The organism is Candidatus Hepatoplasma crinochetorum Av, assembly GCF_000582535.1.
In the GTDB taxonomy this organism is placed as follows: domain Bacteria; phylum Bacillota_I; class Bacilli_A; order Mycoplasmatales; family Hepatoplasmataceae; genus Hepatoplasma; species Hepatoplasma crinochetorum.
In genome coordinates, this window is record NZ_CP006932.1 from 503,739 (window position 1) to 529,317 (window position 25,579).

Annotated in this window: 23 protein-coding genes and 4 tRNA genes; 12 read left to right on the forward strand and 15 right to left on the reverse strand. The window is 23.5% G+C overall.

The genetic code is table 4. The features are described 5' to 3' along the window. Window position 1 precedes the first annotated feature (1 nt). Genes X271_RS02330 through X271_RS02365 form a run of 8 tightly spaced genes read right to left on the reverse strand, consistent with a single transcriptional unit; the run spans window position 2 to window position 8,906 of the window. On the reverse strand, window positions 2–916 hold the full coding sequence (locus X271_RS02330) for a 5'-3' exonuclease (RefSeq protein WP_025208866.1): 915 nt from the start codon (window positions 914–916) through the stop codon (window positions 2–4). A 33-nt stretch (window positions 917–949) separates the two neighbouring features. Beyond that, window positions 950–1,348 carry a phage holin family protein gene (locus X271_RS02335; RefSeq protein ID WP_025208867.1) on the reverse strand — a complete coding sequence of 133 codons (399 nt, stop codon included), beginning with the start codon at window positions 1,346–1,348 and terminating at the stop codon, window positions 950–952. Between the two features lie 36 nt (window positions 1,349–1,384). Beyond that, the gene (locus tag X271_RS02340) at window positions 1,385–1,699 is read right to left on the reverse strand and encodes a sigma factor-like helix-turn-helix DNA-binding protein (protein WP_025208868.1); all 315 of its coding nucleotides are present in this window, start codon (window positions 1,697–1,699) and stop codon (window positions 1,385–1,387) included. Beyond that, window positions 1,692–2,717: a signal recognition particle-docking protein FtsY gene (gene ftsY / locus X271_RS02345; RefSeq protein ID WP_025208869.1), complete on the reverse strand. Its 1,026-nt coding sequence runs from the start codon at window positions 2,715–2,717 to the stop codon at window positions 1,692–1,694. The genes X271_RS02340 and ftsY overlap by 8 nt, the downstream gene beginning before the upstream one ends. 10 nt (window positions 2,718–2,727) lie before the next feature. Next, window positions 2,728–5,571, reverse strand: coding sequence for an AAA family ATPase (locus X271_RS02350; RefSeq protein WP_025208870.1), 2,844 nt, complete (start codon window positions 5,569–5,571; stop codon window positions 2,728–2,730). Continuing rightward, window positions 5,571–6,263, reverse strand: coding sequence for a ribonuclease III (rnc, locus tag X271_RS02355; RefSeq protein ID WP_025208871.1), 693 nt, complete (start codon window positions 6,261–6,263; stop codon window positions 5,571–5,573). The genes X271_RS02350 and rnc overlap by 1 nt, the downstream gene beginning before the upstream one ends. Next, complete coding sequence (plsX, locus tag X271_RS02360; RefSeq protein ID WP_025208872.1) at window positions 6,253–7,242, reverse strand: phosphate acyltransferase PlsX; 990 nt, start codon at window positions 7,240–7,242, stop codon at window positions 6,253–6,255. Before plsX ends, rnc begins: the two co-directional genes overlap by 11 nt. Before the next feature lie 2 nt (window positions 7,243–7,244). Next, window positions 7,245–8,906, reverse strand: a complete 1,662-nt coding sequence (locus tag X271_RS02365) for a DAK2 domain-containing protein (protein WP_025208873.1) — start codon at window positions 8,904–8,906, stop codon at window positions 7,245–7,247. 126 nt (window positions 8,907–9,032) lie between these two features. On the opposite strand from X271_RS02365, the gene rpmB reads away from it, so the two are divergent. Beyond that, a complete protein-coding gene (gene rpmB / locus X271_RS02370; RefSeq protein ID WP_025208874.1) occupies window positions 9,033–9,251 on the forward strand; it encodes a 50S ribosomal protein L28 in 219 nt (72 codons plus the stop codon). Window positions 9,252–9,279: 28 nt separating this feature from the next. On the opposite strand, the gene X271_RS02375 is transcribed toward rpmB, so the two are convergent. Next, window positions 9,280–11,088: a hypothetical protein gene (locus X271_RS02375; protein ID WP_025208875.1), complete on the reverse strand. Its 1,809-nt coding sequence runs from the start codon at window positions 11,086–11,088 to the stop codon at window positions 9,280–9,282. Window positions 11,089–11,099: 11 nt separating this feature from the next. Beyond that, complete coding sequence (locus X271_RS02380) at window positions 11,100–13,430, reverse strand: hypothetical protein (RefSeq protein ID WP_025208876.1); 2,331 nt, start codon at window positions 13,428–13,430, stop codon at window positions 11,100–11,102. A gap of 147 nt (window positions 13,431–13,577) precedes the next feature. On the opposite strand from X271_RS02380, the gene X271_RS02385 reads away from it, so the two are divergent. The 10 genes from X271_RS02385 (at window position 13,578) to X271_RS02430 (ending at window position 20,174) form a co-directional block, all read left to right on the forward strand. Continuing rightward, window positions 13,578–14,858, forward strand: a complete 1,281-nt coding sequence (locus X271_RS02385) for a glucose-6-phosphate isomerase (RefSeq protein ID WP_025208877.1) — start codon at window positions 13,578–13,580, stop codon at window positions 14,856–14,858. 71 nt (window positions 14,859–14,929) lie between these two features. After that, a complete protein-coding gene (locus tag X271_RS03310) occupies window positions 14,930–16,300 on the forward strand; it encodes an ATP-binding cassette domain-containing protein (protein WP_025208878.1) in 1,371 nt (456 codons plus the stop codon). Between the two features lie 5 nt (window positions 16,301–16,305). Further along, complete coding sequence (locus tag X271_RS02395) at window positions 16,306–17,142, forward strand: hypothetical protein (protein WP_025208879.1); 837 nt, start codon at window positions 16,306–16,308, stop codon at window positions 17,140–17,142. Window positions 17,143–17,160: 18 nt separating this feature from the next. Beyond that, entirely contained in the window at window positions 17,161–17,919 is a 759-nt protein-coding gene (locus X271_RS02400) for an ABC transporter permease (RefSeq protein ID WP_025208880.1), read from the forward strand. Window positions 17,920–18,044: 125 nt separating this feature from the next. Further along, window positions 18,045–18,131: transfer RNA gene (locus tag X271_RS02405), tRNA-Tyr, on the forward strand. 5 nt (window positions 18,132–18,136) lie between these two features. After that, window positions 18,137–18,211, forward strand: a tRNA-Gln gene (locus X271_RS02410). Between the two features lie 5 nt (window positions 18,212–18,216). Beyond that, window positions 18,217–18,292: transfer RNA gene (locus tag X271_RS02415), tRNA-Lys, on the forward strand. Between the two features lies 1 nt (window position 18,293). Beyond that, window positions 18,294–18,381: transfer RNA gene (locus tag X271_RS02420), tRNA-Leu, on the forward strand. An 87-nt stretch (window positions 18,382–18,468) separates the two neighbouring features. After that, entirely contained in the window at window positions 18,469–19,107 is a 639-nt protein-coding gene (locus X271_RS02425) for a hypothetical protein (RefSeq protein WP_025208881.1), read from the forward strand. 5 nt (window positions 19,108–19,112) lie between these two features. Beyond that, on the forward strand, window positions 19,113–20,174 hold the full coding sequence (locus tag X271_RS02430) for a potassium channel family protein (RefSeq protein WP_025208882.1): 1,062 nt from the start codon (window positions 19,113–19,115) through the stop codon (window positions 20,172–20,174). A gap of 2 nt (window positions 20,175–20,176) precedes the next feature. Here X271_RS02430 and X271_RS02435 read toward each other — a convergent pair whose 3' ends face one another. Genes X271_RS02435 through X271_RS02455 form a run of 5 tightly spaced genes read right to left on the reverse strand, consistent with a single transcriptional unit; the run spans window position 20,177 to window position 24,616 of the window. Beyond that, window positions 20,177–20,881: a hypothetical protein gene (locus X271_RS02435; RefSeq protein WP_025208883.1), complete on the reverse strand. Its 705-nt coding sequence runs from the start codon at window positions 20,879–20,881 to the stop codon at window positions 20,177–20,179. A gap of 13 nt (window positions 20,882–20,894) precedes the next feature. Continuing rightward, complete coding sequence (locus X271_RS02440; protein ID WP_025208884.1) at window positions 20,895–21,686, reverse strand: TdeIII family type II restriction endonuclease; 792 nt, start codon at window positions 21,684–21,686, stop codon at window positions 20,895–20,897. A 3-nt stretch (window positions 21,687–21,689) separates the two neighbouring features. After that, a complete protein-coding gene (locus tag X271_RS02445) occupies window positions 21,690–22,775 on the reverse strand; it encodes a DNA-methyltransferase (protein ID WP_038462280.1) in 1,086 nt (361 codons plus the stop codon). Between the two features lie 47 nt (window positions 22,776–22,822). Next, entirely contained in the window at window positions 22,823–23,917 is a 1,095-nt protein-coding gene (locus X271_RS02450; protein ID WP_025208886.1) for a hypothetical protein, read from the reverse strand. Window positions 23,918–23,965: 48 nt separating this feature from the next. After that, complete coding sequence (locus tag X271_RS02455; protein WP_025208887.1) at window positions 23,966–24,616, reverse strand: hypothetical protein; 651 nt, start codon at window positions 24,614–24,616, stop codon at window positions 23,966–23,968. 196 nt (window positions 24,617–24,812) lie between these two features. On the opposite strand from X271_RS02455, the gene X271_RS03215 reads away from it, so the two are divergent. Then, window positions 24,813–25,547: an HNH endonuclease gene (locus tag X271_RS03215; RefSeq protein ID WP_025208888.1), complete on the forward strand. Its 735-nt coding sequence runs from the start codon at window positions 24,813–24,815 to the stop codon at window positions 25,545–25,547. Window positions 25,548–25,579 lie beyond the last annotated feature (32 nt).

The following is a 25,579-nucleotide window of genomic DNA, read 5'->3' on the forward strand; positions in this document are numbered from 1 at the left end:
TTTAATTATTATTTTCTAGTGCTAATTTTTTAAATTTATTTGCTAAGGTAAATACTTCTTTTTCTTCAAAAAATTTAATTAAATCCGCAAAATTGTCTGGTTTTTTATATATAAAATCACTTAATTTAAATTTAAAATGATCATCCTTAATTTTAATTGTTGCAAGATTTTTATCTCTTAGTGCTAAATCCTTATATTCTAATATCTTCTCTTTTAAAGGATTTTCTAATTTATCAACATTTTTAATAATTGTTTCTAAATTATTATAATAATTTAGAAGTTTAATTGCCCCTTGTGGACCAATTCCTTTAATTCCTAAAATATTATCAGATTTATCTCCTGCAATTGATTTAAAATCAGGAATCTGAATTGGACTTAAATTATTCAGTTTTTTTGCAAAATTAAAAATATTAAATTCCTCTAAATCTTGTACTCCTTTTTTTGCAAGATAGATATTTACATTTTCATCTACTAATTGCAAAAAATCATTATCTGTAGTAATAATATTTACAATATAATTTTCCTTTTTTGCTTTATTTGCAACAATTCCAATTAGATCATCTGCTTCATTATAAGGATCATTTGCTGCATTTATCCCATATAATTTTAAAAATTGATAAGCCATCGGGATTTGTAAAATTAAATCCTTAGGTGTTTCTTTTCTTGTTGCTTTATAAAAATCATACTGATGTCGATATGTTTTTTTTTCTTTTGAATCAAAAGCAATAAAAATTGATTGTGCTTCTTTAAAAATTTCTTGTAATTTTAAAATCATTAATGAAAACGATCTTAAAGCATTAACTGGTTCATTTTTTGAATTGTAGCCTTTTTTATTTTCAAGCATTTTTTGTGTTCCAAAAAATGATTTAAATAATAAAGAGTTTCCATCAATTAATAATATTTCTTTGTTTTCCATATCTTTTCTAATTAATTATCAATTGATAAATTACTAACCAACTAAAACTAATATTCCTCCTATTAATGAGCAAAATAATCCCAAGATTCCTGCTGCAATTTTATAATTACCATTCCCTGAAAGCAAAGTTGCATTAAAATAAATTGCTGGAATTGTATAAATCAAAGTAATTATAAAAAAACTTATAAGAACTCCGAATACAATATTTATAATTGCTCCTGCTTTTACAACAGCAGAAACTTCTTCTTTATATATTACTTGTTGATGATTATATTGCTCAAAATTATTTTGCTCATTTTTAGGATGTTTTAAATCATAATCTTTTAATAATTTAATCATCTCTTCGCGCTTAGTTTTTTCCTTATCAAAAGAAATTTTCTTTGCTGTTAATTGCTCGATTAATTGTTGATCTGTAAGTACATCATAATTCATAATTTTAATATATCACAAAAATTATAATCAATAAAACTAATATTTTTTTAATAAATTAAAAAAATCATCTTGAAGATCTTGATCTTTAATTTTCAAAATTAATTTAAGCAATTTTTTATTTTGATAATTTAATTTTAATTTATCTTCAAATTGAATAAGATTTTTTTCTACTGATTTTAAAATATCATGAATTGTTGATCGTGCTACTTTACGATTATTTGCAATTTCAGAAAGCGAAAAATCTTCGAAATAATATAATTCAAATATTTCTTGTTGCAAATTTGTAAGAAGCAATTTATAGAGATCATAATACTCTGTAAGTTTTGATAATTTATTTATCTTTTTATTCATCTTCTAATAGATCAGAAAGTAATGCAATAAGATATTGATTTAAATCAAATTCAGCAAAATCAGTGATCTTTTCACCCATTCCAATAAATTTAACAGGAATATTAAATACATCCTTAATTGCAATAATAATTCCTCCTTTTGCACTTGAATCTGTTTTTGTAAGAATAATTCCTGATAGATTTAATAATTTATTAAATTCTGAAGCTTGATTTATTCCATTTTGTCCAATTGTTGCATCTAGTACTAATAATTTTTCTTGTGCTTTAATTTTTAATAACTTAAAAATTACATTATCGATTTTTTGAAGCTCTTGCATTAAATTTGCTTTATTTTGCAATCGTCCTGCAGTATCAATAATTAAAACATCTGCTTTTTCCTCTTGTCCTTTTAATATAGCTTTATAAACAACAGAAGCAGGATCTTGTCCTACTTTATCAGGAGAAACTACATTTATCTTTAATCGATCTCCTCAAATTTTTAATTGTTCTACTGCTCCTGCACGAAAAGTATCTGCTGCTGCTAATAAAACTTTTTTATGATCTTTTTGTAAATAATTGGCAAGCTTTGCAATTGATGTTGTTTTTCCTGTTCCATTAACTCCAATTACTAAAATAATATTTAATTTATCATTCAAATTTAAATTAAGAATATTTTGATCTTTTTTCTTTTTATCGTTTTTTAAATAAGAATCAAATAAATAATCAATGATAAATTGATTAATTTCGTTTCCATTTTTAATTTTATTTACTTTAATGTGATCTTTAAGTTTTAAAATTAAATTGTTTGCATATATTGCACCAATATCAGCAGAAATTAAAATATTTTGAAGTTCATCGAAATATTCTTGATCAATTTTTACTTTTCTTGCTGCTAATTTTTTTAATCTAAAAGCAAAAGATTGATTAGATTTTTTTAATGCTTTTTGATATTTTTCTTCGATTTGATCTTGCTTAGATTCTTTTATCTTTTCTAAAACTTGATCTTGTTTTTTCTTTTTTAGAAATTTAAATATTGCCATTTTCTTCCTTTTAATTTATAAATTCTTCTTTTACTTTATCTAAACTAACATTAAAAATACTTGTAACACCTTTTTCTTGCATTGTAACACCATATAAGATATCTGCTTTTTCCATTGTTCCTGGTCTATGAGATACAATAATTAATTGTGTTTGATTATTTAAAATTTTAGCAAAATTTGCAAATCTTTCTACATTTGCTTCATCTAATGCTGCTTCTACTTCATCCAATAATAAAAGAGGAAGATTTCTAATTTCATTAATTGCAAAAATTAAAGAAATAGCAATCAATGATTTTTCTCCTCCCGAATATAAGGAAAGATTTTTTACAGATTTTCCAGGAGCAGAAGCTCTTATTTCAAGTCCAGATTCCAATAAATTATCTGGTTCAATAAATTCAATTTTAGCATGTCCACCTCTAAATAATGTTTTAAAAATGGCATCAAAACGATCATTTATTTTTAAATAAGTATTTTTAATTCGCTTGATCATTTCTTGATCCATAATATCAATTGTAGAAGTTAATTTTTCTTTTGCTTCTGTTAATTCTTTAATTTCATGATCTAATTTTTGATATTCTGCAGTTAATTCTTGATATCTTTTAATTGCTTCTTGATCAATATATCCAATTGCTCGTAATTCTTTTCGATATTCTTGTTGTTTAATAATAATTTCATCAATTGGTTCTTTTAATTTTTTAAAATCCTTTTCTAAAAGGTTTTGATAAGTTAATTGATAATCTTTATTTAAAATATCGGTATTTTCAGAGATTAATCTTTCGATTTTATCAAGATTAATCTCTGAATATTGAATTTTTTGTAATAAATCTTGTCATTTTTTATTTTGTAATTGTTGATTATCTTGTGAATCTATTATTTTTAGTGATAATTGATGTTTTTTTTGATTTAAATTTCTTATTTGATTATTTATTTTTTCTAGTGATAAGGGTTTTTTAAGATCTTTTTTAATTTCTAATTTTTCTAAATCAAATTCTTCCTTAAAAATTGTATGATAACTTTCTAATAATTGTTGAAGATCTTTTTCTAAAAAATGTAATCTTTCAGCATTGCGAATATTTCCTTTTTGAACAATATCTCTTTTTGCATTAAAATCTAAAATATTATTTTCCAGATTATCAATCATTATTTCATTTTTATTAATTACTTTTGCTAATTTTTCTTTTGCTAATTGATATCTTTCAAGTTCAAATTTTTTAATATTTTTATTGCTAAATCCTCCCTTTACTGTAAAACCAGGATAAATAATATCACCCTCTAAAGTAACGATTGATAAACGATATTGAATAAATTTAGCAGCAAGAAGAGCAGAATCTAAGTCATTAAAAATAACAATATTTCCCGCAAGTGAAGATACTACTTTTTTAAATTTAGAATCTGCTTTAATTACATCACTTAAAATAGAATTAAAACCACTAATTTTAATAATTACACTTTTAAGTTCATCAATAATAAATTTTTCCTTTACATTTTCCGCAGGAATAAAAGTAGCAATTCCTAATTTATTTTTTTTCAAAAAAGCAACTGTTTCTTTTATTGTTTTTTCATTATTTACAACAATATTTTTAAATTTTGATCCAATTGCAGTTTCTAGTGCTAATTCATATTGTGAATCTACTTTAATTAAATCTTTTACAGTTCCATATACTAAATTAAATATTAATTTATTATCTAATATTGATTTTACTGCTTGATTATAATTTTTATCAGCATTTTTAAGATTATCTAATTGAAAATTAACTTGATTTAATTTAGCAATATAATTTTCAGTTTCTGATCTAAGTTCAAACATTTTTGTTTTTAAACTACTAATTTGCTTATTTAAATCTTCTTCTTCATTTTCTGTTTGCTTAATAATATCTTTTAAATCATTTATTCCATAAAGAGAATATTTAATTTTATTACTAAACTCTTTTTTATCACCATTGAAACTTATTTTCTTATTTAAATTATTTTGCAAATCATTTTGGATTGTATGTAATTTGGTAATTTCTTGATCTAAATCTAATAATGTAACTTGATCTTCTTTTAAATCTTTTGCTAGTTTATTAAGAATTTTTTCAATTAAAATTTTTTCTTGTTTTGATTTTTCTTCTAGATTTTTTAATTCGTCTTGTTTATTATATCCATCTAATAAAAGACTTTTTATTAAAGGTAATTCAATTTTAGTAAGTTCTTCTTTTATCTTAAGATAATTTTTAGCTTGTTCACTTGCTTTTTTAAGTGGAGCAATTTGTTTTTTTAATCCATTTAATTTAACTTCAAAAATCTCTAAATTAGTTGCTACTTTTTCTAATTTTAAAACTGCTTCTTTTTTATGAATTTGATATTTACTTACACCTGAAGCCTCTTCTAATAATAATCTCAAATCTTGTGGTCTTGCTTCTGCTATTTTTGCAACCGATCCTTGCGAGATAATTGAAAGATCAGTATTTCCTAATCCTGTATCTAAAAAAAGATTTTTAACATCTTTTCTTCTTACTTTTTCTCTATTAATAAAATATTGATTTTCATTTTTTTTACGATACAACTTTCTCGTAATTATTATTTCATCTTCTTCATGTTCTAATAATTTATTACTATTATCAAAAAAAAGATTAACCTCTGCAAAAGAAGCAGCTTCTTTTGTATGTGATCCACTAAAAATCATATCATCCGTTTGTTTTGCACGTAAAGTTTTTTTTGATGATTCTCCCAGAACTCATTTTAAAGCATCATTAATATTTGATTTTCCTGAACCATTTGGACCAACAATTACTGTAAGTCCTTTTTTAAATTCAATTACTGTAGGAAAAGCAAATGATTTAAAACCTTTGAGCTCAATTTTTTTTAGAAACATTATTTTAGATCCACCCTTTTACTAATTGCATTTTTTGCTGCTTTTTGTTCTGCTTCTTTTTTTGAATTACCTATTCCTTCTCCCAATTTATTATTATCATGAAAAACAGCAACAGTAAAAATATTTTTATTTCCTTCTCTTTTTTGCTTAATTACTTGATAAAATGCCGTATTCCCTCCATCAGCTTGTAAATTCTCTTGTAATCTTGTTTTATAATCTTTGAAAGTAGATTTTTCTTTTAAATTCTTTTTAAGATCAATCAAAATATTTTTTGTAACAAATTTTTTAGTTGCTTTTAATCCAATATCAAGATAAATTGCCGCAATTAATGATTCAAATACATCTTCATAAACTGAATCAGAAGGTTGATTTTTTTGTTCTCCTAATCCTCGATAAATATATTTTTCAAATTGTAATTTTTTTCCTATTTTTGAAAGATTAGTTTTATCAACATGTTTTGAACGAATTAGTGTCATTTCTCCTGGTGGTAAATTTTTGAAATTTTTAAAAATATATTCACCTACAATATAACCTAAAATTGAATCACCTAAAAATTCTAAGCGTTCATAACTTTCCGCATTATCTTTTGATTCATGACTAAAAGACATATGCGTAAAGGCAATATGATAATAATTAATATTTTTAAATTTAATACCATTTTTTAATAAAAAATCCTCAAAGCTATTTTTCATTTTTTAGTTTATTTTTAATATTTTCTAATAATTTATTTTCTAATAATTGTTTTCCTAAAATTAATGAATTTAGAAAATATTTTGTATCAGACCCTCCGTGTACTTTAATAAGTAAATGATTTAACCCTAATACAATTGCTCCACCTATATCATCACCACTAAAAGCATTTTTAAATCTTTTTCGTAAATCTTTTGCAAATAACAAACCTATTTTTGTAAGGAATGATTTATTTGCACTTTCTTTCATAATTCCATAAACAAGATTAAATGATCCTTCATATGCTTTAATTGCAATATTTCCACTAATTCCATCTGAAACTATTATATCTTCATCTCCATATAATAAACGATCAGATTCAATATTTCCTAAGAAATTAATTCTTTTCTCAGCTTTTAATTTTTGATGAGTTTCTTTTAATAAATTATTCCCTTTGGATTCTTCTTCTCCAATATTAAGTAATTTAACACGTGGTCTATTTGAAATCCCTAGTGCTTTAAAATATTCTGTTCCCATAATTGCATAAGTTACTAAGGTATCAGAATCAGGATTTGCATTTGCTCCTCCATCTATTAAAATTTTTTTATCACCAAAAATATTTTTAAAAATTGGTGAAAAAGCAGGTCTTAAATTTGCATTAATTGTCCGAAAATAAACATATCCGGCCGTAACTAAAGAACCAGAAGAAGCAGCTGAAACAACAAGATCAGCTTCTTTTGATAGAACACTTTTAATAGCTTTTATTAAAGTGGAATCCTCTTTTCTTTTAATTTGCATCGGTCCATCGGTTTGTGAAATTATATCTTTACATATTACAAATTTAATATTTTGATTGTAAACAACTGGAATTTCGATTTCCCCTGTAACAAATGCGATTATTTTATAATCTTGATTTTTACTTAAAAATTCTTCTGCTGCATTAAAAGCAGGTTCAAATCCTTTATCTCCCGACATTAAATCAAATGCGATTATTTTTTTCATATTTACTCCATAAATAATAAGATATGATAAATATCTTGACCACCATAAGATAACTCAAATTCTACATCTTTAAATTTTTTAAAAATTGTCTTTTGCATTTTTTTAATATCTAATTTTGAAATTTCATCATTATAAAAAATTGTTACAACTTCAATTTTTTTATCAATATATTTATTAAATACCTTTTCTAGTATTGTTAATAGGTTCTCTTCTGCAAAAACGATCTTCTTTTCTGTAATTGCAATAAAATTATCTTTCTTAATATCTAGATCATTTTGCTTTGTATCTTTAATTGATTTTGTAATAGAAACTTCTTTTAATTTATTTATTTTTGCTTTTAATTCTACTTGATGTTTCTTAAAATCAACCATATTTTCTTTATTAATATTATATAAAGCAAAAATTCCTTCTTGAATTGTTTTTGTTGGTAAAATATAAATGTTTTTATCATCAATATTATTTTTTACAGCCTCTACAGTAAGAATAATATTTCCATTATTTGGTAAAAGTAAAATATTACGATAATTTAAATTATTAATCTCACTAATAAAATCATTTACTGAAGGATTAAATGATTGTCCTCCACTTATTACAGTATCAACTCCAAGATCACTAAATTCTTTATCTAATCCAATTCCATCTGAAACAGCAATAATTGCTAATCGATCATTAATTAAATCATTTTTAGGATTTTTTGGTTGATATTTAGTTACTCCTGAAAGAGTAACAACATGACCGGCCTCTTCCGCTTGTAAAGCCATATTATCAGCTTTTATTTTTGTAAATTCTCCATATTTTTGAGCGATATTAAAAATTTCTCCTGGCTCTTTTACATGGACATGAACTTTTAATATATCTTCTTCTTGAATCATAACTAAAGAATCACCAATTTTTTTCAATAAAGTCTTAAATCTATTATGAGGAAATTTGCTTGGTTGTTTTAAAGTTAAAATAAATTCAGTACAATAACCAATATTTTTATTAGGATCTGCTTTTAAATTAGTTTTTTTACTTGTTTTTTTTATATGTGCTGTTGGTTCTTTTGCTTGAATTGTAAGCGGTTTTCCAATTGCTGCCCGCAATACTCCTTCTAAAAACATTAAAACACCATATGCTCCAGAATCAACTACTCCTGCTTCTTTTAAAACCTTTAATTGATTAGGTGTATTATTTACTGCTTTTTTTGCTATATCTCTTAATTTCTGAATTGACTCAACAAAATCTAATTCTTTTCCTTTAAATTCTTCTTCCATTGCTTTTGCAACAGAAAGAATTGTTCCTTCTACAGGATTAGAAACAGCCTTATATCCATATTCACAAACAGATTTTAATATTTTTTTAAGATCTGAAACCGAAGTTGAAAATTTTCCAACTTTTTTAACTCCCTCTGCTAATCCTTTTATTAATTGTGAACTAATAACTCCAGAATTACCTCTAGCTCCAAGTAATGCTCCTTTTGCAAAATCATTAAGTATCTCAATATCAGTTTCTGAATTTTCATTAATATTATTTCAAGCATTAACTAATGTGCCAGTCATATTTGATCCAGTATCACCATCAGGAACAGGAAAAACATTTAAATCATTTATTTTTTGTTCATTTTTTTGAATATTTGCTATTCCTGATTCAAGAACACTTAATATCGTCTCTTTATGTGATTTCATTTATTTGCTATTTATCTCCCTGAAAAATTAATTTTATAATAAAATTATTAAATATAAAATAAATTATAACATTATTATAAAATTAATTTTTTAAGAGATAATTAACAAATTTGATATTATTTTATTATGTCTAGAAAATGTGATATTTCAAATAAAGGTCCACAATACGGAAATAGCAGATCAAAATCATTAAATGCTAGAAGAAAAAAATGAGATGTGAACCTTCAAAAAACAACAATAATAATAAATGGAAAAAAAGAAAAATTAATGTTGTCTGCCAAGACAATTAAGACATTAAAAAATAGCAATAAAGGACAAGAAGTAAATTTAAACTTATCTCTTTAAAAAGCAAAATCAATTGATTTTGCTTTTTTTATTCATCTCTTTGAATTTCTTGTGGTAATAATGAACTATATTGATCTTCTAGATCTCCTTGTAATACGATATAAAATCCCTTACTATTTCAATATCTATAAGCATCTGATAATAAATTATCTTTATTATTAGTATAAATTGAATAAACTATGTAATAAACAATCTCTTCTCTTCCATAATTTAAACTATTTGAACCTTCATTTTCATATTGATCAAAAAGAACATCAAATAAAAGAACTGATTGATCATCTTTTGCTGAATCATAAGGTGAATAAGTTCCATCACCATTGTCAATTACTTTAATTTGATAAAAATACTGTTGAATATTTTGATTATCCTCATGATAGTTTTTTGCAAAAGGAAAAGGAAATATCGGATAGTATATATATGAATATCCTGTATATTTTCCAATATCAGAAGGAAGAGCACTAAGATTTTGTGAAGAAACAGTATCTTCCCCATCATCAGGAACATCATCTTCTACTTTTATCTTAACAACTGTTCCATCTGCTGTTGTTTTTCAAGGTTCATCTTCTGCTGAATAAAAATAATTAGGATTATAAATATTAAGTTTTGCAAATTGATTACCCTTATCTAAATCATCTGTAATAAGTGAAACTAATTCTTCTCCATTATTATCGTTTACATCATATTTATAATTGTAATATTGATTAAAATCTGTAAAAATAGAAGAAACAACTAATTCTGAATTAGCAACACTTACAACCCCATTAAATCCACGTAAAGCTTCTTCATCATTTGATAAATAGCTTTTTGCATAATCTTTATTAATTTCATCTAAAAAATTTGTTTTAGTATTATCTTCATTTACATATGTTTTATCATATATTGAATTTCAATTATCTAATGTTATTTCTGTTGTCGGTTGATTTGCTTTTGAAATATTGTCGTATTCAATATTTCAAATAAACATTGGGCGATCAAAATACATTTCTTCTGTTAAATAATAATCAAAATCAGCTTTTGAATCTTTTTGTCAAAGGTAACTATAAACGAAAAGTGCTTTTGCAATTTCAGTTTGATATTCAATTGTATCATTTAAAAATGATAATAATTGTTGATATGAGTCAGTATCGCCATTTTCAATATAATAATTTTCAACATCTCAAACATTTTTTGGAAATATAGTAGTTACAAAATCATTTATTCCACTTATTTTAATCATGTCGCGATATTTTGTGCTAAATGCTTCTAAATATTGATACATATCTTCACTAGTCGGTAATGTTGTATCATTAAATAATTTAATTGCTGCAAATTTATCTGTTAATTGATAATAAGTATCATAGTTGTAGCCATTTGTATTTATATATTCTGATTCAATTCACTTATTATCTTCTGTAGGATTTAAAATTGATCCTTCATTTATTGTTGTAGTATCATCAGCTTCTTTTATAAAACTTTCTCCTGTAAGAGATGATTGTAAAAATGTTTTTAAGATAATAGCAGCATTTTCCTCAGCTGCGGTATTATATGTATAAACATCAGGAGAAGAAGTATCAGTATCATCACTTCCATCATCTTCTCCTTCTTCTAGTGTATTAAAATTTGGATAAATAGAAGAATAATCATTTTCTTTTTTATATTTAACTAAGAATGTATTTAATTCTTTTTCAGAATAAACATATTCCTTATTTCCAAGATGAATTATCATATTATTATCATTTACATTTTTTCCAAAATAAAAAGTAAAAGAAAGAATGATACTAATTAAAATTGTAATTAATACGATAAGTGTAATAATAAATTTCTTTGTTCAAAATTGTTTTTTTTCTTCTTGCTTCATAATTTATTCCTCTAATTACTTAAATTTCCTGACTGATAAATCTGATCAATTGTTTTTAATTCAAAATCATTTCCTTCGAATGAAAAATATGAAAGTAAATTATGTAAATTAGCATTTCAATTTGCTACATCAAAATCACCTAAGTAAATATCCCCATACTTATCAAAGAAATCATTTGATCTTGCTACTTGTGTAGTTGTTTTAGAGATATCATTTCAAAAAACTTGATTATAAAATTGTCCTAAAATCTCATTTGGATCAGCTTTAAGCTCTCAATCCAAATCTTCGCCATTTTCAAGTGCACTTTTTTCTTGATCTGTAAATTCATTTCCATCAGGATTATAAGTTTGATCTAAATAATTTAAATACTGATTAAAAATAATATCTTTTGCATTTGTAGTTAATCAAGATTGATAGCTTTCAATAATATCATATTGATATTGATAAAGTTGACTAATTGAATCAGGATTATTTTGTAATAATTTTTGATCAAGTTGATAAGATAACATTACTTGAGCATCACTTATCCCTGATTCTTCTTGATCATTAAAAACATTATCATGAACTAAATGCATTCCATCAATTGATTGAGTAAGATAATAATCTTCTTCAATGTTTGTACTATTATCAATCTTATCATTAGTAATATTAGATTTTACATTACTAAATGTAAAACCAGTTGTTTGATCATAATTATAATGATTAATAGTCGGAATTTGTAAATGATAAAAAATCTGTCGATCAGTATTATCAACTAAATTTGAATAATCAAAAACTTGTGCGTAAAATCCCTTATTTACTTGAGCAACAACTTGATTACCCCCTGTTTGTCCTGTTAAATTACTAATATAAACATCTGTATATTCACCATCAAAAGTTTGATTAATATAATCATATCTTTCTTGATCAGTAGTTGGTAAACTATCATAAGTTCAAATTACATTATCATTAGGATCAATTTCTGTAGTTGCTCCATAACCAGGAATAAAATATTGATATTTATTTAAATTAGTAATTGGAAAAGTTTCAGCAGATGGAGCAAAAATATCTTTAAAAACATCACGATACTCAAGTCCTACTTCTTCAAAAAAAGCATAATATCTACTAAACATTAAAGATGAATTATATGTATCATTATCAAAATCTTCATTAGATTGATAATTTTCTGAAATTAAATTATCATAAACTTCCATTAAAACTAATGAAACTGTTGAATTTGCAGAAACACTATCAGATAAACTTGTAACACCAGAATCAGTAAAAGTTGGTGCACTAGAATAATCAGTATTATTAAAATCTAAAAATTCTCAATCATCAATTGATGTATTATAAATATTTTGATAAGAAATAACTGCAAGATCAGCTAAAAATACTCAAACATCATCGATATTTTCAGTAGTAAGAGCAAATGATTCTGTTTTACTTGTTAACCCCTCTCGATCAGGATTTTCAAAAGTAAAAGGAATTAAAATATCTTCATAATTAATAGGTTTATAAATTTTTTGATATAAATCAAATAAAAATTGATGATTAATTACTGTTTTATTAAGAACAGGATCATCATAAAAAATTGTCTGTTGATTAAAATCACCATTAAATCCATAATATCTTGATGATGGAGTTTCTAAAGTTGAACGATATTTTTTTGTAAGTGGATCTGTCGAATCATCAAAATAAATATAAGTGTCTTCTGAAAGAATAGTTGAAATAGAGGATAAAAGAGATTCAGAAATTAAATTATTACGATATTGATCTTCTGTATCAAATCCTAATGATAAAAGATTTTTATTTCACTCTTTTTTTCAATCATTTCCATATTGGTCACGATAAGTATCTTTTTCATCACTTATCTGATTATCAGCTTTATTTTCAGCACTATCTAAATCCTTTTTAGATCCTAATCCTTTATCTATTAAAACTTTATAACCCCAAACAACAGCATTGTCTTTCAGATAATTCGTTTCATATTGTGCAGGATCATTTTGATTATCAATAATAAGCTCTTCAATTTGTTCTAATGTATAATATTCATCACCAAATTTAATACCAGATTTTTCTTCTTTATTAGATAATCCTAAACCTAATCCTAAACCTAAAGCTAGCAAGATAATAAAAATTATTAAAATTATTATTAATAATTTTAAATGTCTTCTAAATCAATTTTTTTGTTCAGAATGATCTTTTTTATCATAAAAAGAATGATCATCCTTTTTTTCACTTTCTTTTTTTGGTTCGATGTTCTCTTTTTTTGTATTATTCTTTACTTTTGCTTGCTCATCTTTATTTTTAGGATCACTATCCTTAAAAATAAGTGAATCTTTAACTTCTCTTTGCGGCGTCATAATTATTATTATTATAATAAAAAGATTCTATATTATTATTGATAATATAGATAAAAATAATTAATCGTAAAATTAAAATAGTAAAATTAATTTAATCTTGTTATTTATAAATGTATTAAAAATTAATATTAAAAAATAGGATATAAAATGATAAAACTTAATCTCAAAAATTCAAAAATTGAAAAAAAAATATATAGTTATCAATCTAAAGTAAATACTATTCACCAAATGATTATTAATAGAACAGGTCAAGGTAATGAAATGCTTGATTGATATAATTGAGCTAAAACAATTACAAATACTGAAATAAATGCAATTAATTTTAAAATTAAAAACTTAAAAACAATTAATAAAGTTGATACACTTTTAGTGCTAGGAATTGGTGGTTCTTATTTAGGAGCAAAAACAGGGATTGATTTTATAAATGGATCTTTAAGAGCAAATAATAAAGTTATTTTTGCAGGAATAAATCTTTCTAGTAATTACTATAAACAAATTGAAGAAAAATTAAAAAATAAAAATTGAGCAATTTGTGTTATTTCAAAATCAGGAAAAACAATTGAACCAGCAATTGCTTTTAGATATTTTCGAAATTTACTAGAGAAAAAAATTGGAAAAGCAAAAATGAAAGATTTCATTGTTGTAATTACCGATCGTAAAAAAGGCTTATTAAATAATTTTGTTGAAAAATATAATTATCAAAAATTTATCATTCCAGATGGAATTGGTGGTCGTTTTTCAGGAATAACTTCTGTAGGTTTATTTCCAATGGCTTTTGCTGGAATTAATATTAAAGAATTATTAGAAGGTATAAAATTAGCAATGGATGATTTTAAGAATTCTAATTTAAAAGAAAATATTGCTTATCAATATGCTGTAGCAAGAAATATTCTTTATAAAAAGAGATTGACATCAGAAATATTTGTAACTTATAATGAAGACTTTATAATGCTGGGAGAATGACTTAAACAATTATTTGGAGAATCTGAAGGAAAAGAAGGAAAAGGTTTGTTTCCAAATTCTGTAAATTATACAAGAGATCTTCATTCTCTTGGGCAATTTATTCAAGAAGGAAAAAGAACTTTTTTTGAAACAACAATTTGACAAGAATATGAAGATCAAGATGTTAAAATCACAAAAGAAGATTTAGATTTAGATCAATTAAATTATCTTGAAGGAAAAACAATCGATTATATTAACAAACAAGTATTAAAAGGAGTTTTAAAAGCACATACAAGAGATGGAAATATTGCAAATATTATAATTAGTTTTAATAAAAATGATGAAAAAACATTAGGTTATTTATGATATTTTTTCTTTATTGCGGTTACTTGTTCAGGATACTTATTAAAAATAAATCCTTTTAATCAACCAGGAGTGGAAATATATAAAAAGCATTTACTAGAAAATTTAAAATTTAAAAAATAAAATAAAGATTTATTTTTTAAATTTATAATGCTATAATTTTAATTAATTTTTTCAAAAAATAAAGGACTAGTATGGATAAAAAATTAGAAAGTTTAACAGTTGCTCAACTTAAAAAAGAAGCTGACCAAAAAAACATAAAATATAAATCTTCTATAAGTAAAAAAGAATTAATAAAATTACTTGAAGATAAAAAAAGACCAATAAAAAGTGGAAAAACTATTTTACCTAGAGATAAAGCAGTTGAATTAATACAAGAAATATTTAAAGATAATAATTTTGCTCCTCTAAGCTTACAACAAATTTTTAATAGTAAAAGATTATTAAAATATAAAAAACAATATAAAAATGAAGAATCTTATGAAAGTGCAATTAAATGAAACTTAGAAGTAAATTCAAAAGATTCTAAATTATGAGATCAAAAAAACACTATTTTTGAAAATAGAAATATTGGAGAAGGAATATGAGGATTAGTAGGAGATACAGTTCATACATATCAAGAATCTTCATCTGCTAAAAAAATAGATAATTCTTCAAAAGAACCAAAAAAAATTGAAAAAACAGAAGAATCAAAAAAAAGCAAAAAACCAAAAAGATTGATTTCTAAAATTAAAGCAAAAAATGCAGCTCATCTTGATCAAGGTGAAAAATTAATTGAAGGAAAATATCAATTGGTAATTAAAAACCTTAGAAAAAAATATGGTAAAACTGAAGTTCTAAATGGAATAGATCTTAAAGTTATGCCAGGAGAAAAAGTTGCTGTTGTTGGTGCAAATGGTGCTGGAAAAAGTACATTATCTGAAATAATTGCGCAAGTAAAAGAACCAACAAGCGGAGAACTTCTTTATTCATTCGGACATACAAAAGAAAAAATTTCAGCAAAAATTGGAATTCAATTCCAAGATTCTTCTTATCCTGATTTTTATAAAGTTAGTGATATTGTTAGATTTATAATTGATGCTTCAGATATTAAAATTTCAAATGAAGATTTAGATCATCTTTATGAAACTTTTGATGTTAAATATCTTAAAAAAGATGTAGCAAAAGGATTATCAGGAGGACAACAACAACGTCTAAATATTCTTCTTGCAATTGTAAATAATCCTAAAATTTTAATTTTAGATGAAGTAGGAACAGGTCTTGATGTTGAATCTAGAACAAAAATTAAATCATATATTAAATCATATATTCATGAAAATGATGCAACATTATTATTAGTATCACATAACTCTGATGAAGTTATCGAACTTGTAGATAGAGTTGTTGTTATCCACAGTGGAAAAATATATGAAGATAGACCTTTAAAATCAATTTTAAAAGAATGAAAACATTTTGATGATTATATGAATAATCTTTATTTAAATGTCTTCAAGAAAAATCTTGATTTAAGAGTAAATAAATCAGGTCGTCAAAAAAGAAAAGAAAAAGAAGGAGAAAAAAATTAACTAAAATGTTTGCACTTTATAAAATGCAAGCCAGAGTCTGATTTAAGAACCCTTTTTCTTATTTCAGTTTTATATTTGCTACCTTCTTCTTGGTTGTTTTAGGAGCAATTGCTAGTGTTACTGGTACTTCAGATCAACAAACGCAATTGCTTGTTCAAACTTCTTTTGGAATGGCAATATCTGCGATGATTATATCATCAGCAAATAACTTTGGTTTTACAATCTTTAATTTAAGAGACTCTATTCTTTTAAAAAGAATTGGAGCAACAAAAATAACAAAAACACAAGTTATCTCAGAAATCGTTCTTTGAGGTGTTACAACTTTACTATTTGTTATGGTTTGAATATTCTTCTTACAATGATTATTAGGAGCTACAGGATTTTTCGGAACATATTCAACAGGAGAAAACATTGAAACAAATTGAGCAGGAATAAAATGAGCAGGACTTATTCTTGCAATTCTTATTGGAGCTATTGTTAGTTACATTATTTCTCTATTCTTTATTTCAATTTCTCCTAATACAGATACATATAATATAATTACATTATTTTATTTCTTCTTCGCAGTGTTTTTAGGTGGAGGAGTAACAATCGCAAATCAAAGAGATTGAATGAATATAGCAGGAAAACTAACACCAATAGGTTGAAATAGAGAATTCATCGTAAGTTCAGTAAATGGATTTGATGTATTTAATTTTACAGCAGATAATATAGCTACTGCACCATTTGATGGTTTTGAAACAATCGAAGGATATAGAAGCGCATTAGACTTCTTTATGCCATTTGTATTTATGATTATTGTAATGCCATTTACCGTGAAAGCATTCAAATGAGATCAATAGAAGGAAAGGAACGAAAAAATGACTGCGCTTTATAAATTAATTTTAAAAACAAATATAAAATCTCCATCATTGGCCTTTCCACTTGTTACACCAATTGTTTTTGTTTTAGTATTCATTAGTGGAACAAATGATGAAGAACTTACAACATCCTTTTTCAAGATTATTTCAATAATGTTGATGCAATCTGGAACATTTGGATTTGGATTTACAATGATTGCGCTTAAGAAATCGATTATGCTTAAGCGAATCGGAGCAACAAAAATAACAAAACCAGAAGTATTAACAGCAAGTATCCTTTATGGATTTACAATGCTTTTAATAAGTTTAGTTTGAACAACTTCATTTACAATGATTCTTTCTGTTTCCGGATATTATCTTTCATCAACAACAGGAGAAACATTACATATTGATTTTGCTACTGTTGCTAACTGAGGATATATTGTTCTAGGAATAATTATTTCAATTTTTGTTAGTTACTCAATTGGAATGATGTTTGTTTCATTAGCAAGAACAGATGAACAATTTGCAATGTCTGCAATGCTTTATTTCTTCTTTTCAATCTTACTTGCTGGATTATTAGTAAATAACGAAATAAGACAAGAAATTCCATTTATGGTCTGAACGGGATACTTTAATCCAACAGTATGAGCAAATCAAATTATTAACTTTGGAGTTTCAGGAGTAAACAACGAAGAATTATGATTAGAAATTGTCGTTCCAATCTTAATGGCAATACTTGCAATCGGAGTTTCATTAAAAACATTTAAATGAGATTAAGATAAAATAATTTTAAGGTCAGAATTAAGTTCTGGCCTTTTTTATTTTAATAAAATAAAATTTAAAATTTCCTTTCTTTTTTATTAAAAAAATGTATAATAAATAAGGTGTAATTCCAACTATTTGGAGGGGTAGCGAAGTCTGGCTAAACGCGGGTGACTGTAGATCATTTCCCTTTGGGTTCGGGGGTTCGAATCCCTCCCCCTCCACCATTAAATGGTCTGTAGCCAAGCGGTAAGGCACATGGTTTTGGTCCATGTATGCGTAGGTTCGAATCCTGCCAGACCAGCCATTTATGGTCTCATAGCTCAGTCGGTAGAGCAACTGGCTTTTAACCAGTGGGTCGAAGGTTCAAGTCCTTCTGGGATCACCACGCCCAGGTGGTGGAATTTGGTAGACACGAGGGACTTAAGCTCCCTTGGTCATTAGACTGTGCGGGTTCAAGTCCCGCCCTGGGCACCAGATAAGTAAGTTAATCTTACTTTTTTTTTAAGTTTTTTAATAAAGTTAAAATATTTAAAAAAAATGTAAATGGTATAATTTAACATTATGAATAATAAAAATTTTAAATTTAGAATAGATGAAAGAAATATTCAACTAATATTAAATAGAATCAAAACAAATCCTAAATTAAAATGAATCTTAATTTTAGGATTTATAATTATTCCTTATACATTATTCTGAGTTCTATTTGGTGGAACAGGTGGTAGTAATTTCTTTCTTTGATTAAATGATCAGACAAGATTATCTTATGTAATTATTGATTATGGAATTCAATGAGCAATTGCTTGTACTTGAGCAATTCTAGCTTTAATTATTATCCATTTTATGAGTAAAAAAAATAAAGATATTAAAAAAGATGTTTATTTTCCAATCGTAGGATGAACTTTTGTAATGACAAATTTTTGATTAATTCCGATCGGACTTTGAACTTTATTATTAGCTGTCCCTTTTTATATTGCAGGGGTCGCAATTGTAATAATAGTCCAAATTTTTCTTTTTATGAAAAATTATCAAAAAAACCTCGAAAAAATGCAAAATGATTTCCCAAATGTTTTCAATCAAAATGGATCAGATCAAAACAACAATGACCCAAACGAAATAAAAATTGAAGATAATAAGAAAGATAAAAAAAATTCAAAAGATAAGGAAGATACTAATCCAGACGAAACAATTGATATTAAATAATAAATATGTTTACGATCTTAACAAATGAAACAGTAAAAAATTCTAAATCTATTTTTGCAAAAATTAGATTTTATATTTACAAAATAATTGAACCTTATCCAGAAAATAAGTTTTATGCTTATATTAGCTATTTTTATAATATCCTTACAATTATATTTGCACTATTTGTTTTATTACCAGCATTATGATCAACAAGTGGAAATAATCCCTTTATTGATTGATTAGATGCTAATGCAATTGCTTTTTATATTGTTCTTACAATTGATTATATTCTAAGATGATTTATTTCTGATTATACACTTGGAAAAGGTTATAAATCATTTTTCTTATTTTTTGTTAGTTTTTGAGGAATAATTGATTTTCTAGGAATTTTTCCTATTTGATTCGGAGCAAATGGATTTGCAATCTTTCTAATCTTCCGTTTATTTAAAATAATTCGTTTCTTTCCAAGAATAAACTCAGCTTTTATATTAATTAATAAAACATTATTTCGTAGATGAAAAGTCCTTACAATTGTCTTTATAAATTTTATTTTTATGATTTTTTTCGGAGCTACATTAATCTGATTATTTGAAAATGAAACTAACCCTGATATTAATACTTTTTGAAATGCTGTATATATGATGTTTATTACGATGACGACAATCGGATTTGGTGATATTACTCCAATTACTACAGGAGGAAGAATTGTTGTTTCAATCTTCTCGTTAGTAGGTATTTCAATTATTGCAATTATTACTGCAATTGTAGTTACTAGTTTTACAGATGAATTAGAAGAAGTAAGAAGAAGAATTAATAAACAAAATAAATTATCACGAGAAAAATTATGAAAAAAATATCGTTCACTTACAAAAGAAGAAGTAATTGAATTACTTAAAAAATATAAAATCTCTTTCCCCGAAAGACAACGACATGATCAACTTGTAAATATATATATTACTTTTCTAATTAAAAAAGAAAATAAGAAAAATAAAACAGATCAAGTGGAATCAGTAAATGCTAATGAACTTCTAGATCAAGAACAAACAATTGAGATAAATAAATTAGATTCAAATAAAGATAAATAAAATTAAAGAATTACAACTTTATTAGCTCTATTTTCAATTTTTATCTTTAAGTTAAATTTCTTAATAAGTCTATCTAATGTAAGGAAAAGAATAAAATTATCTTTGTATCTAAAGCAAATATCTCTTTCTCCTCGTAAAAGAATCACAAATCCATAATCATATAAAATTGCTTTTTTAATTTCATAAAATTTTATTACTTCAATTATCTTATCTTTTTTTTGATCATAAAATACAATTTCAGAATTAGAAAAAATAAGTTCCCCTTTATTTTCTGATTGATAAATCTCATTTTGATCTAACAAATATTTATTTACATTTTTATATAAAAAATAAGCAATTTTACTCAAGCTAATTCCTTGATAAGAAGAAGGATAAGGTGCTTCAATTGTTTTAAAAAATCTTCGATTTGTAAAATCTCTTGCAAGCATATATTGTAAATTTAAATCTTCGTAATTATAAAGTTTAAGATCTAATTTTATAATTATATGTTTCATCTTACTAAAAAAAACTTGATTATTATGATAATTTTTTTCTTTCCACTTACGAAAAAGAATTTTTTTATAACTCTCGAACAAATCATAATCAAACTTAGATTGTATTTCTTTTATTTGCAATTTAGATAATTTATCTAAATTATCAAGATTCAATTTTTGATTAATTTTATAAAATTGATACTGAGTATTTACTTTTCCCTTAATTGTAGTCATGTTTTTATTATATTTAATTGAAGAAATTAGTTAATATATTTTCTATTTCATTTTTTAAATTATTTTTAATAATTTCATTATTTGAAACCTTATTAAAAACTTCTTTTATATCACTAAATAAAATATTATTAGTAAATTTTATTCAAAATTCTTCTCCTCTAAGTAAATTTTTATTTTCTTCTAAATAATCATCTTTTCATCTTTTTTTATCATTAAAAAAATATAAAATTGGTTGAATTTTTTTATAATTTATTTTATTTTCTTCAAAATATCTTCTTAAAGCAAAAGTAGTTTCAAATAATTTTTTATAAATATTTTCATGCTTTCCAGTATCGTGATTATCTAAAAGTTTTATTTCAAATAAGTAATAATTGCTATTATTATCGTACAATAGAAGATCAATATCTTTTTGTTTAATTTTTTTTGCTATATCTAATTTTTCATATTTAATATCATCTAAAAAACTTAAATTAAGATCTCTCTTATTTTTCATATAATCTTCAATCGAATCATTTTCTGCTTTTGAAATAATTCCATTTATTTTTTTACCTGATAATTTAGATAAATTATATTTTTTATCTTCTTTTACAATATCTCGTATTAATTTTTCAATAAAATTCCCAAAAGTAATACTTAAAGATTGTAAATAACTTATTAAATTTCTGTATTCAATTGGTAAAAAATGAACTTTTTCTTTATTATTTTTTATTTTTTTATTAAAATCTTTAGGATCTTTTTTTGATTTTATGATTTTATTTATATCACTTAAAATTATTTCTTCTAATTTTTCTTGATTTAAATTCATATTTTATTTAACATCCTTTCTTATATCATCAATTGAAATATAATTATTCCCTTCCTTAATATATCAATATTTTCAACCATTTAAATATCTACCATTTTCAAATATTTCAGTAGCTTTATGAATTGAATATTTAACATTATTTATTTTAATTTTTCCTTCTGAATTTAAATAAACTTTATCTTCTTTTAAATTGTATAAATATTTTGATTTAATTTTATTTTCTCTTATTAAATCTAAAATTTTGGGATATTTTATCTTTTCATCAAACTTCGCTTTAATATAATCAAAAAATGGGTCATTTTTTGAAATTTTATCAACATTTTTAATTCTATCATTAGCATAATTTATATATTTTTCATTATTTTCTATTCCTATAAAATTACGATGTAATTTTTTAGCAACAGCTCCTGTTGTTCCTGTTCCAAAAAAAGGATCTAAAATAACATCATTTATTTTTGTTGATGCTAAAATAATTCTTCTTAATAAATCTTCTGGTTTTTGTGTATTATGTAATTTATTACCATTATTATCTTTTAATCTTTCTTTTCCTGAACATATAGAAAATTTTCATACACTTCCCATTTGTTTTTTTTTATTTTCATTTTTCATTGTTTTATAATTAAAAGTAAATTTAGAATTTTGAGATTTTGTAAACCATATTAAATTTTCATTTGAATTTACAAACTTTGTACCTCTAAAATTAGGAGTAGGATTCGTCTTTTCTCAAGTTATATCATTAATTATTCAAAAATTTAAATCTTGAATAATATAACCTAATCTATAAATATTATGGAAAGTTCCCATTACTCATATTGAACCCTTATCTTTTAATATTCTTCTACATTGTGTTAATCATTTTCTAGTAAATTTATCATATTCTTTATATGAATCAAATTTGTCCCATTCATCATCTACGCCATTATATTTATTACCATTAATTCTATAAAGAGTACCTGTTCCTGTTTGCATAAAATAAGGAGGATCAGCAAAAATTAAATCAATAGATTTAGAAGGTATTTTTTTTAATTCTTCTAAACAATTTCCTAATTTAATTTTATTTATAAATTTATCTAAATTATCATTTTTCATCTTTTTAATTATAAAAAATAATTACTTTAAATAATTGTTTTTATATTTTAAATTAAATCCTTCAAATAATTATCTATTTCTATTATTTTATATGGTAACTGTTTTATTAATCCTTCTCTAAAATCTTCAATTATTTGACTTAATGAAGATTTTAAGTTATTAATTTGAAGTTCTCCGTTGGAGTAAAATAATTTATATAAAGATTCTATTGATTCTCTTAATGAAGCATATTTTTGATTTAATCAATTTTTAAAAATAATTGTTTTATTATGATATATTCGATTTCTTAAAAATTTAATTTTTTCTAATTCATTTATAAATTCTTTTTTAATATTTACTAAATTTTTTGGATCTAATTCTTCAAAATTTAAAATTTTATTATTTACAATTTCAAATTCTCAATGAATAATATTTTTAGTATTATTAAAAAATAGTCTCAATAAATTTGAAAAAGAAGTATCATCTAATTTTTCAATTAAATTAATATAATCTTGAAAATTCATTTCTTCAAAAGTAATTTCTAAAAATTCATTAGATTCTTTCAAATCCTTTATAGTTGTTGGTATCATTTTTATTGATTCATGGAAAAGTGATTTTTCTTTATTCTTTTTTTCTTGCAAAATTCCAGGAAAAAAGAAAATTTTTTGGAAAGTTAAATTATTTTTTCTCATAATAGACATTAGCATAACTCTTAAAAAATATTCAAAATTATAAATAACATCTCCTATTAATTTTCTAAAAATATCTTGCAATCTATAAAATGAATCAAAAATTTGAAAAGTTATAATTTCTTTTTCTTCATAATTTATTTTTAAAATGTTTTCATAAATGTATTCAATAAATTTGAAACTATAAGTATTAGAAATTGCAAAAAATTGTTCTAAATATCTATTTGTTGTGAAAGGGATATTATTTTTTAAGCAATTCAATATTTTATCTGAATTAATTTTTCTATTTTTATTAAAAAAATTTCAAATTTTTTTATAATAAATGTTATTTTCTATATATTGAACATTTTTATTAATGTTTTTTATATTTTCTTCGTCAGCTTTTTTAAAATTATCAAAAAAAATTATTAATTCATCAATTTTTTTTCTTTTTTTATTTGATCTAATTTCTCTATCATATCCGTTATTTTTCATAAATTCATCTTTTTTTATTTATTTACAAATATTATAAATAAATATTTATTAATTATTATCTTTATATCTCCCTACCAAATAATCTATAAGTAAAATAATTATTAATAAAAATAAAAACAATCCTTCTGATCCAATTATTATATTTCGATACTGATAAAAAGTTGGATAAATTCCTGATCCTGAAATAAATATTAAAAGTAAAATAAAATAAATCGGAAATAAAAAAGCTGAATAAATTATTTTAAATTTAAAACTAATAAGAATCGAAATAAAATATAAAAATGTGCAATTAATCATAAAATAATAAAATCATCTTTTTGTATAAGAAGTATTAAAATTAGATAAAACAAAATAAGCAACAAGATAATAAAAAATAATACTAATTAAAAGAATTACTAAACAAGAAATAATAATTGAATAATAATAACTATTTCTAAGTTTAAAATTATTTAACTGAAACTTAAGTTTTTTTCATCTATCAATTAAAACAACTACAAAACTTATTGAAATTAAATTAATAAGCGAAAAATACATAATAATTCTTGGCGGATCTAATTTTCATGTTTCTAGATGATCTTTTACTACTTGAAAAACTGAATTTAATTCAATAAAAAAAGTAGATCATATTAAAAAAAATAAAATTAAAATTACTAGTGATTTTAAATTTCAAATTTTTCTAAGATAAAATAATAATTCCATAATTTATATTTTCATTTATAGTTTTATTATATTAATTACTAAAAATATAAATATTATTAACTATATTAGAATTATATATAATTAATTTTTTTCTTTCATTCTCAATATTTCTTATTTCCTAAAATTTGTAATATAATTAAATACAGATAATTAAAGAGAGTAAACATAGGATTAATAAAAGGAAATTTAATAAAAAATGGGAAAAACTATCTTACCTAGGGATAAAGCGGTTGAATTAATACAAGAAACATTTAAGGATAACAATTTTGCTTCTCTAAGCTTACAACAAATTTTTAATAGTAAAAGATTATTACAATATAAAAGTCAATATAAAAATGAAGAATCTTACCAAAGTGCAATCAAATGAAATTTAGAAGTAAATTCAAAAGATTCTAAATTATGAGATAAAAAAAATAATATCTTTGAAAATAGAAATATTGGAGAAGGAATATGAGGAGTAGTAGGAGATACAGTTCATACATATAAGGAACCTTCATCTACTTCTAAAACAATAACTTCTTTTAAAACAAAAAAAGCAAAAGTAACAAAAGCAATAAAAGCAACAACAAAAATTAAAAAAGCAAAAAGCGGAAACAAAGAAACAGATCTATTAGATCTATTAAATAGTGAATTAGATGATGATTTAAAATTAATCATTACAAAAAAAATTAAATTAAATAAAGAATTAGCTTCTGAAATTAGAGCAAGAGCAAATCATAGATGTGAATATTGTGGACAAGAAACTTTTAAAAATGATCAAGATGAAGGATATCTTGAAGTTCATCATATTGATTTTCTATGTGAAGGTGGAAAAGATCAAAAAGATAATTTAATTGCTCTTTGTCCAACTTGTCACCGTAGAGCACACTCTTCTAAAGAAAGAGAAGAATTTAAAGAAGAATTAAAAAATATTGTAAATGATAAAAATTAAATTTTATTAATTAACAAAATAAAAAGCAACCC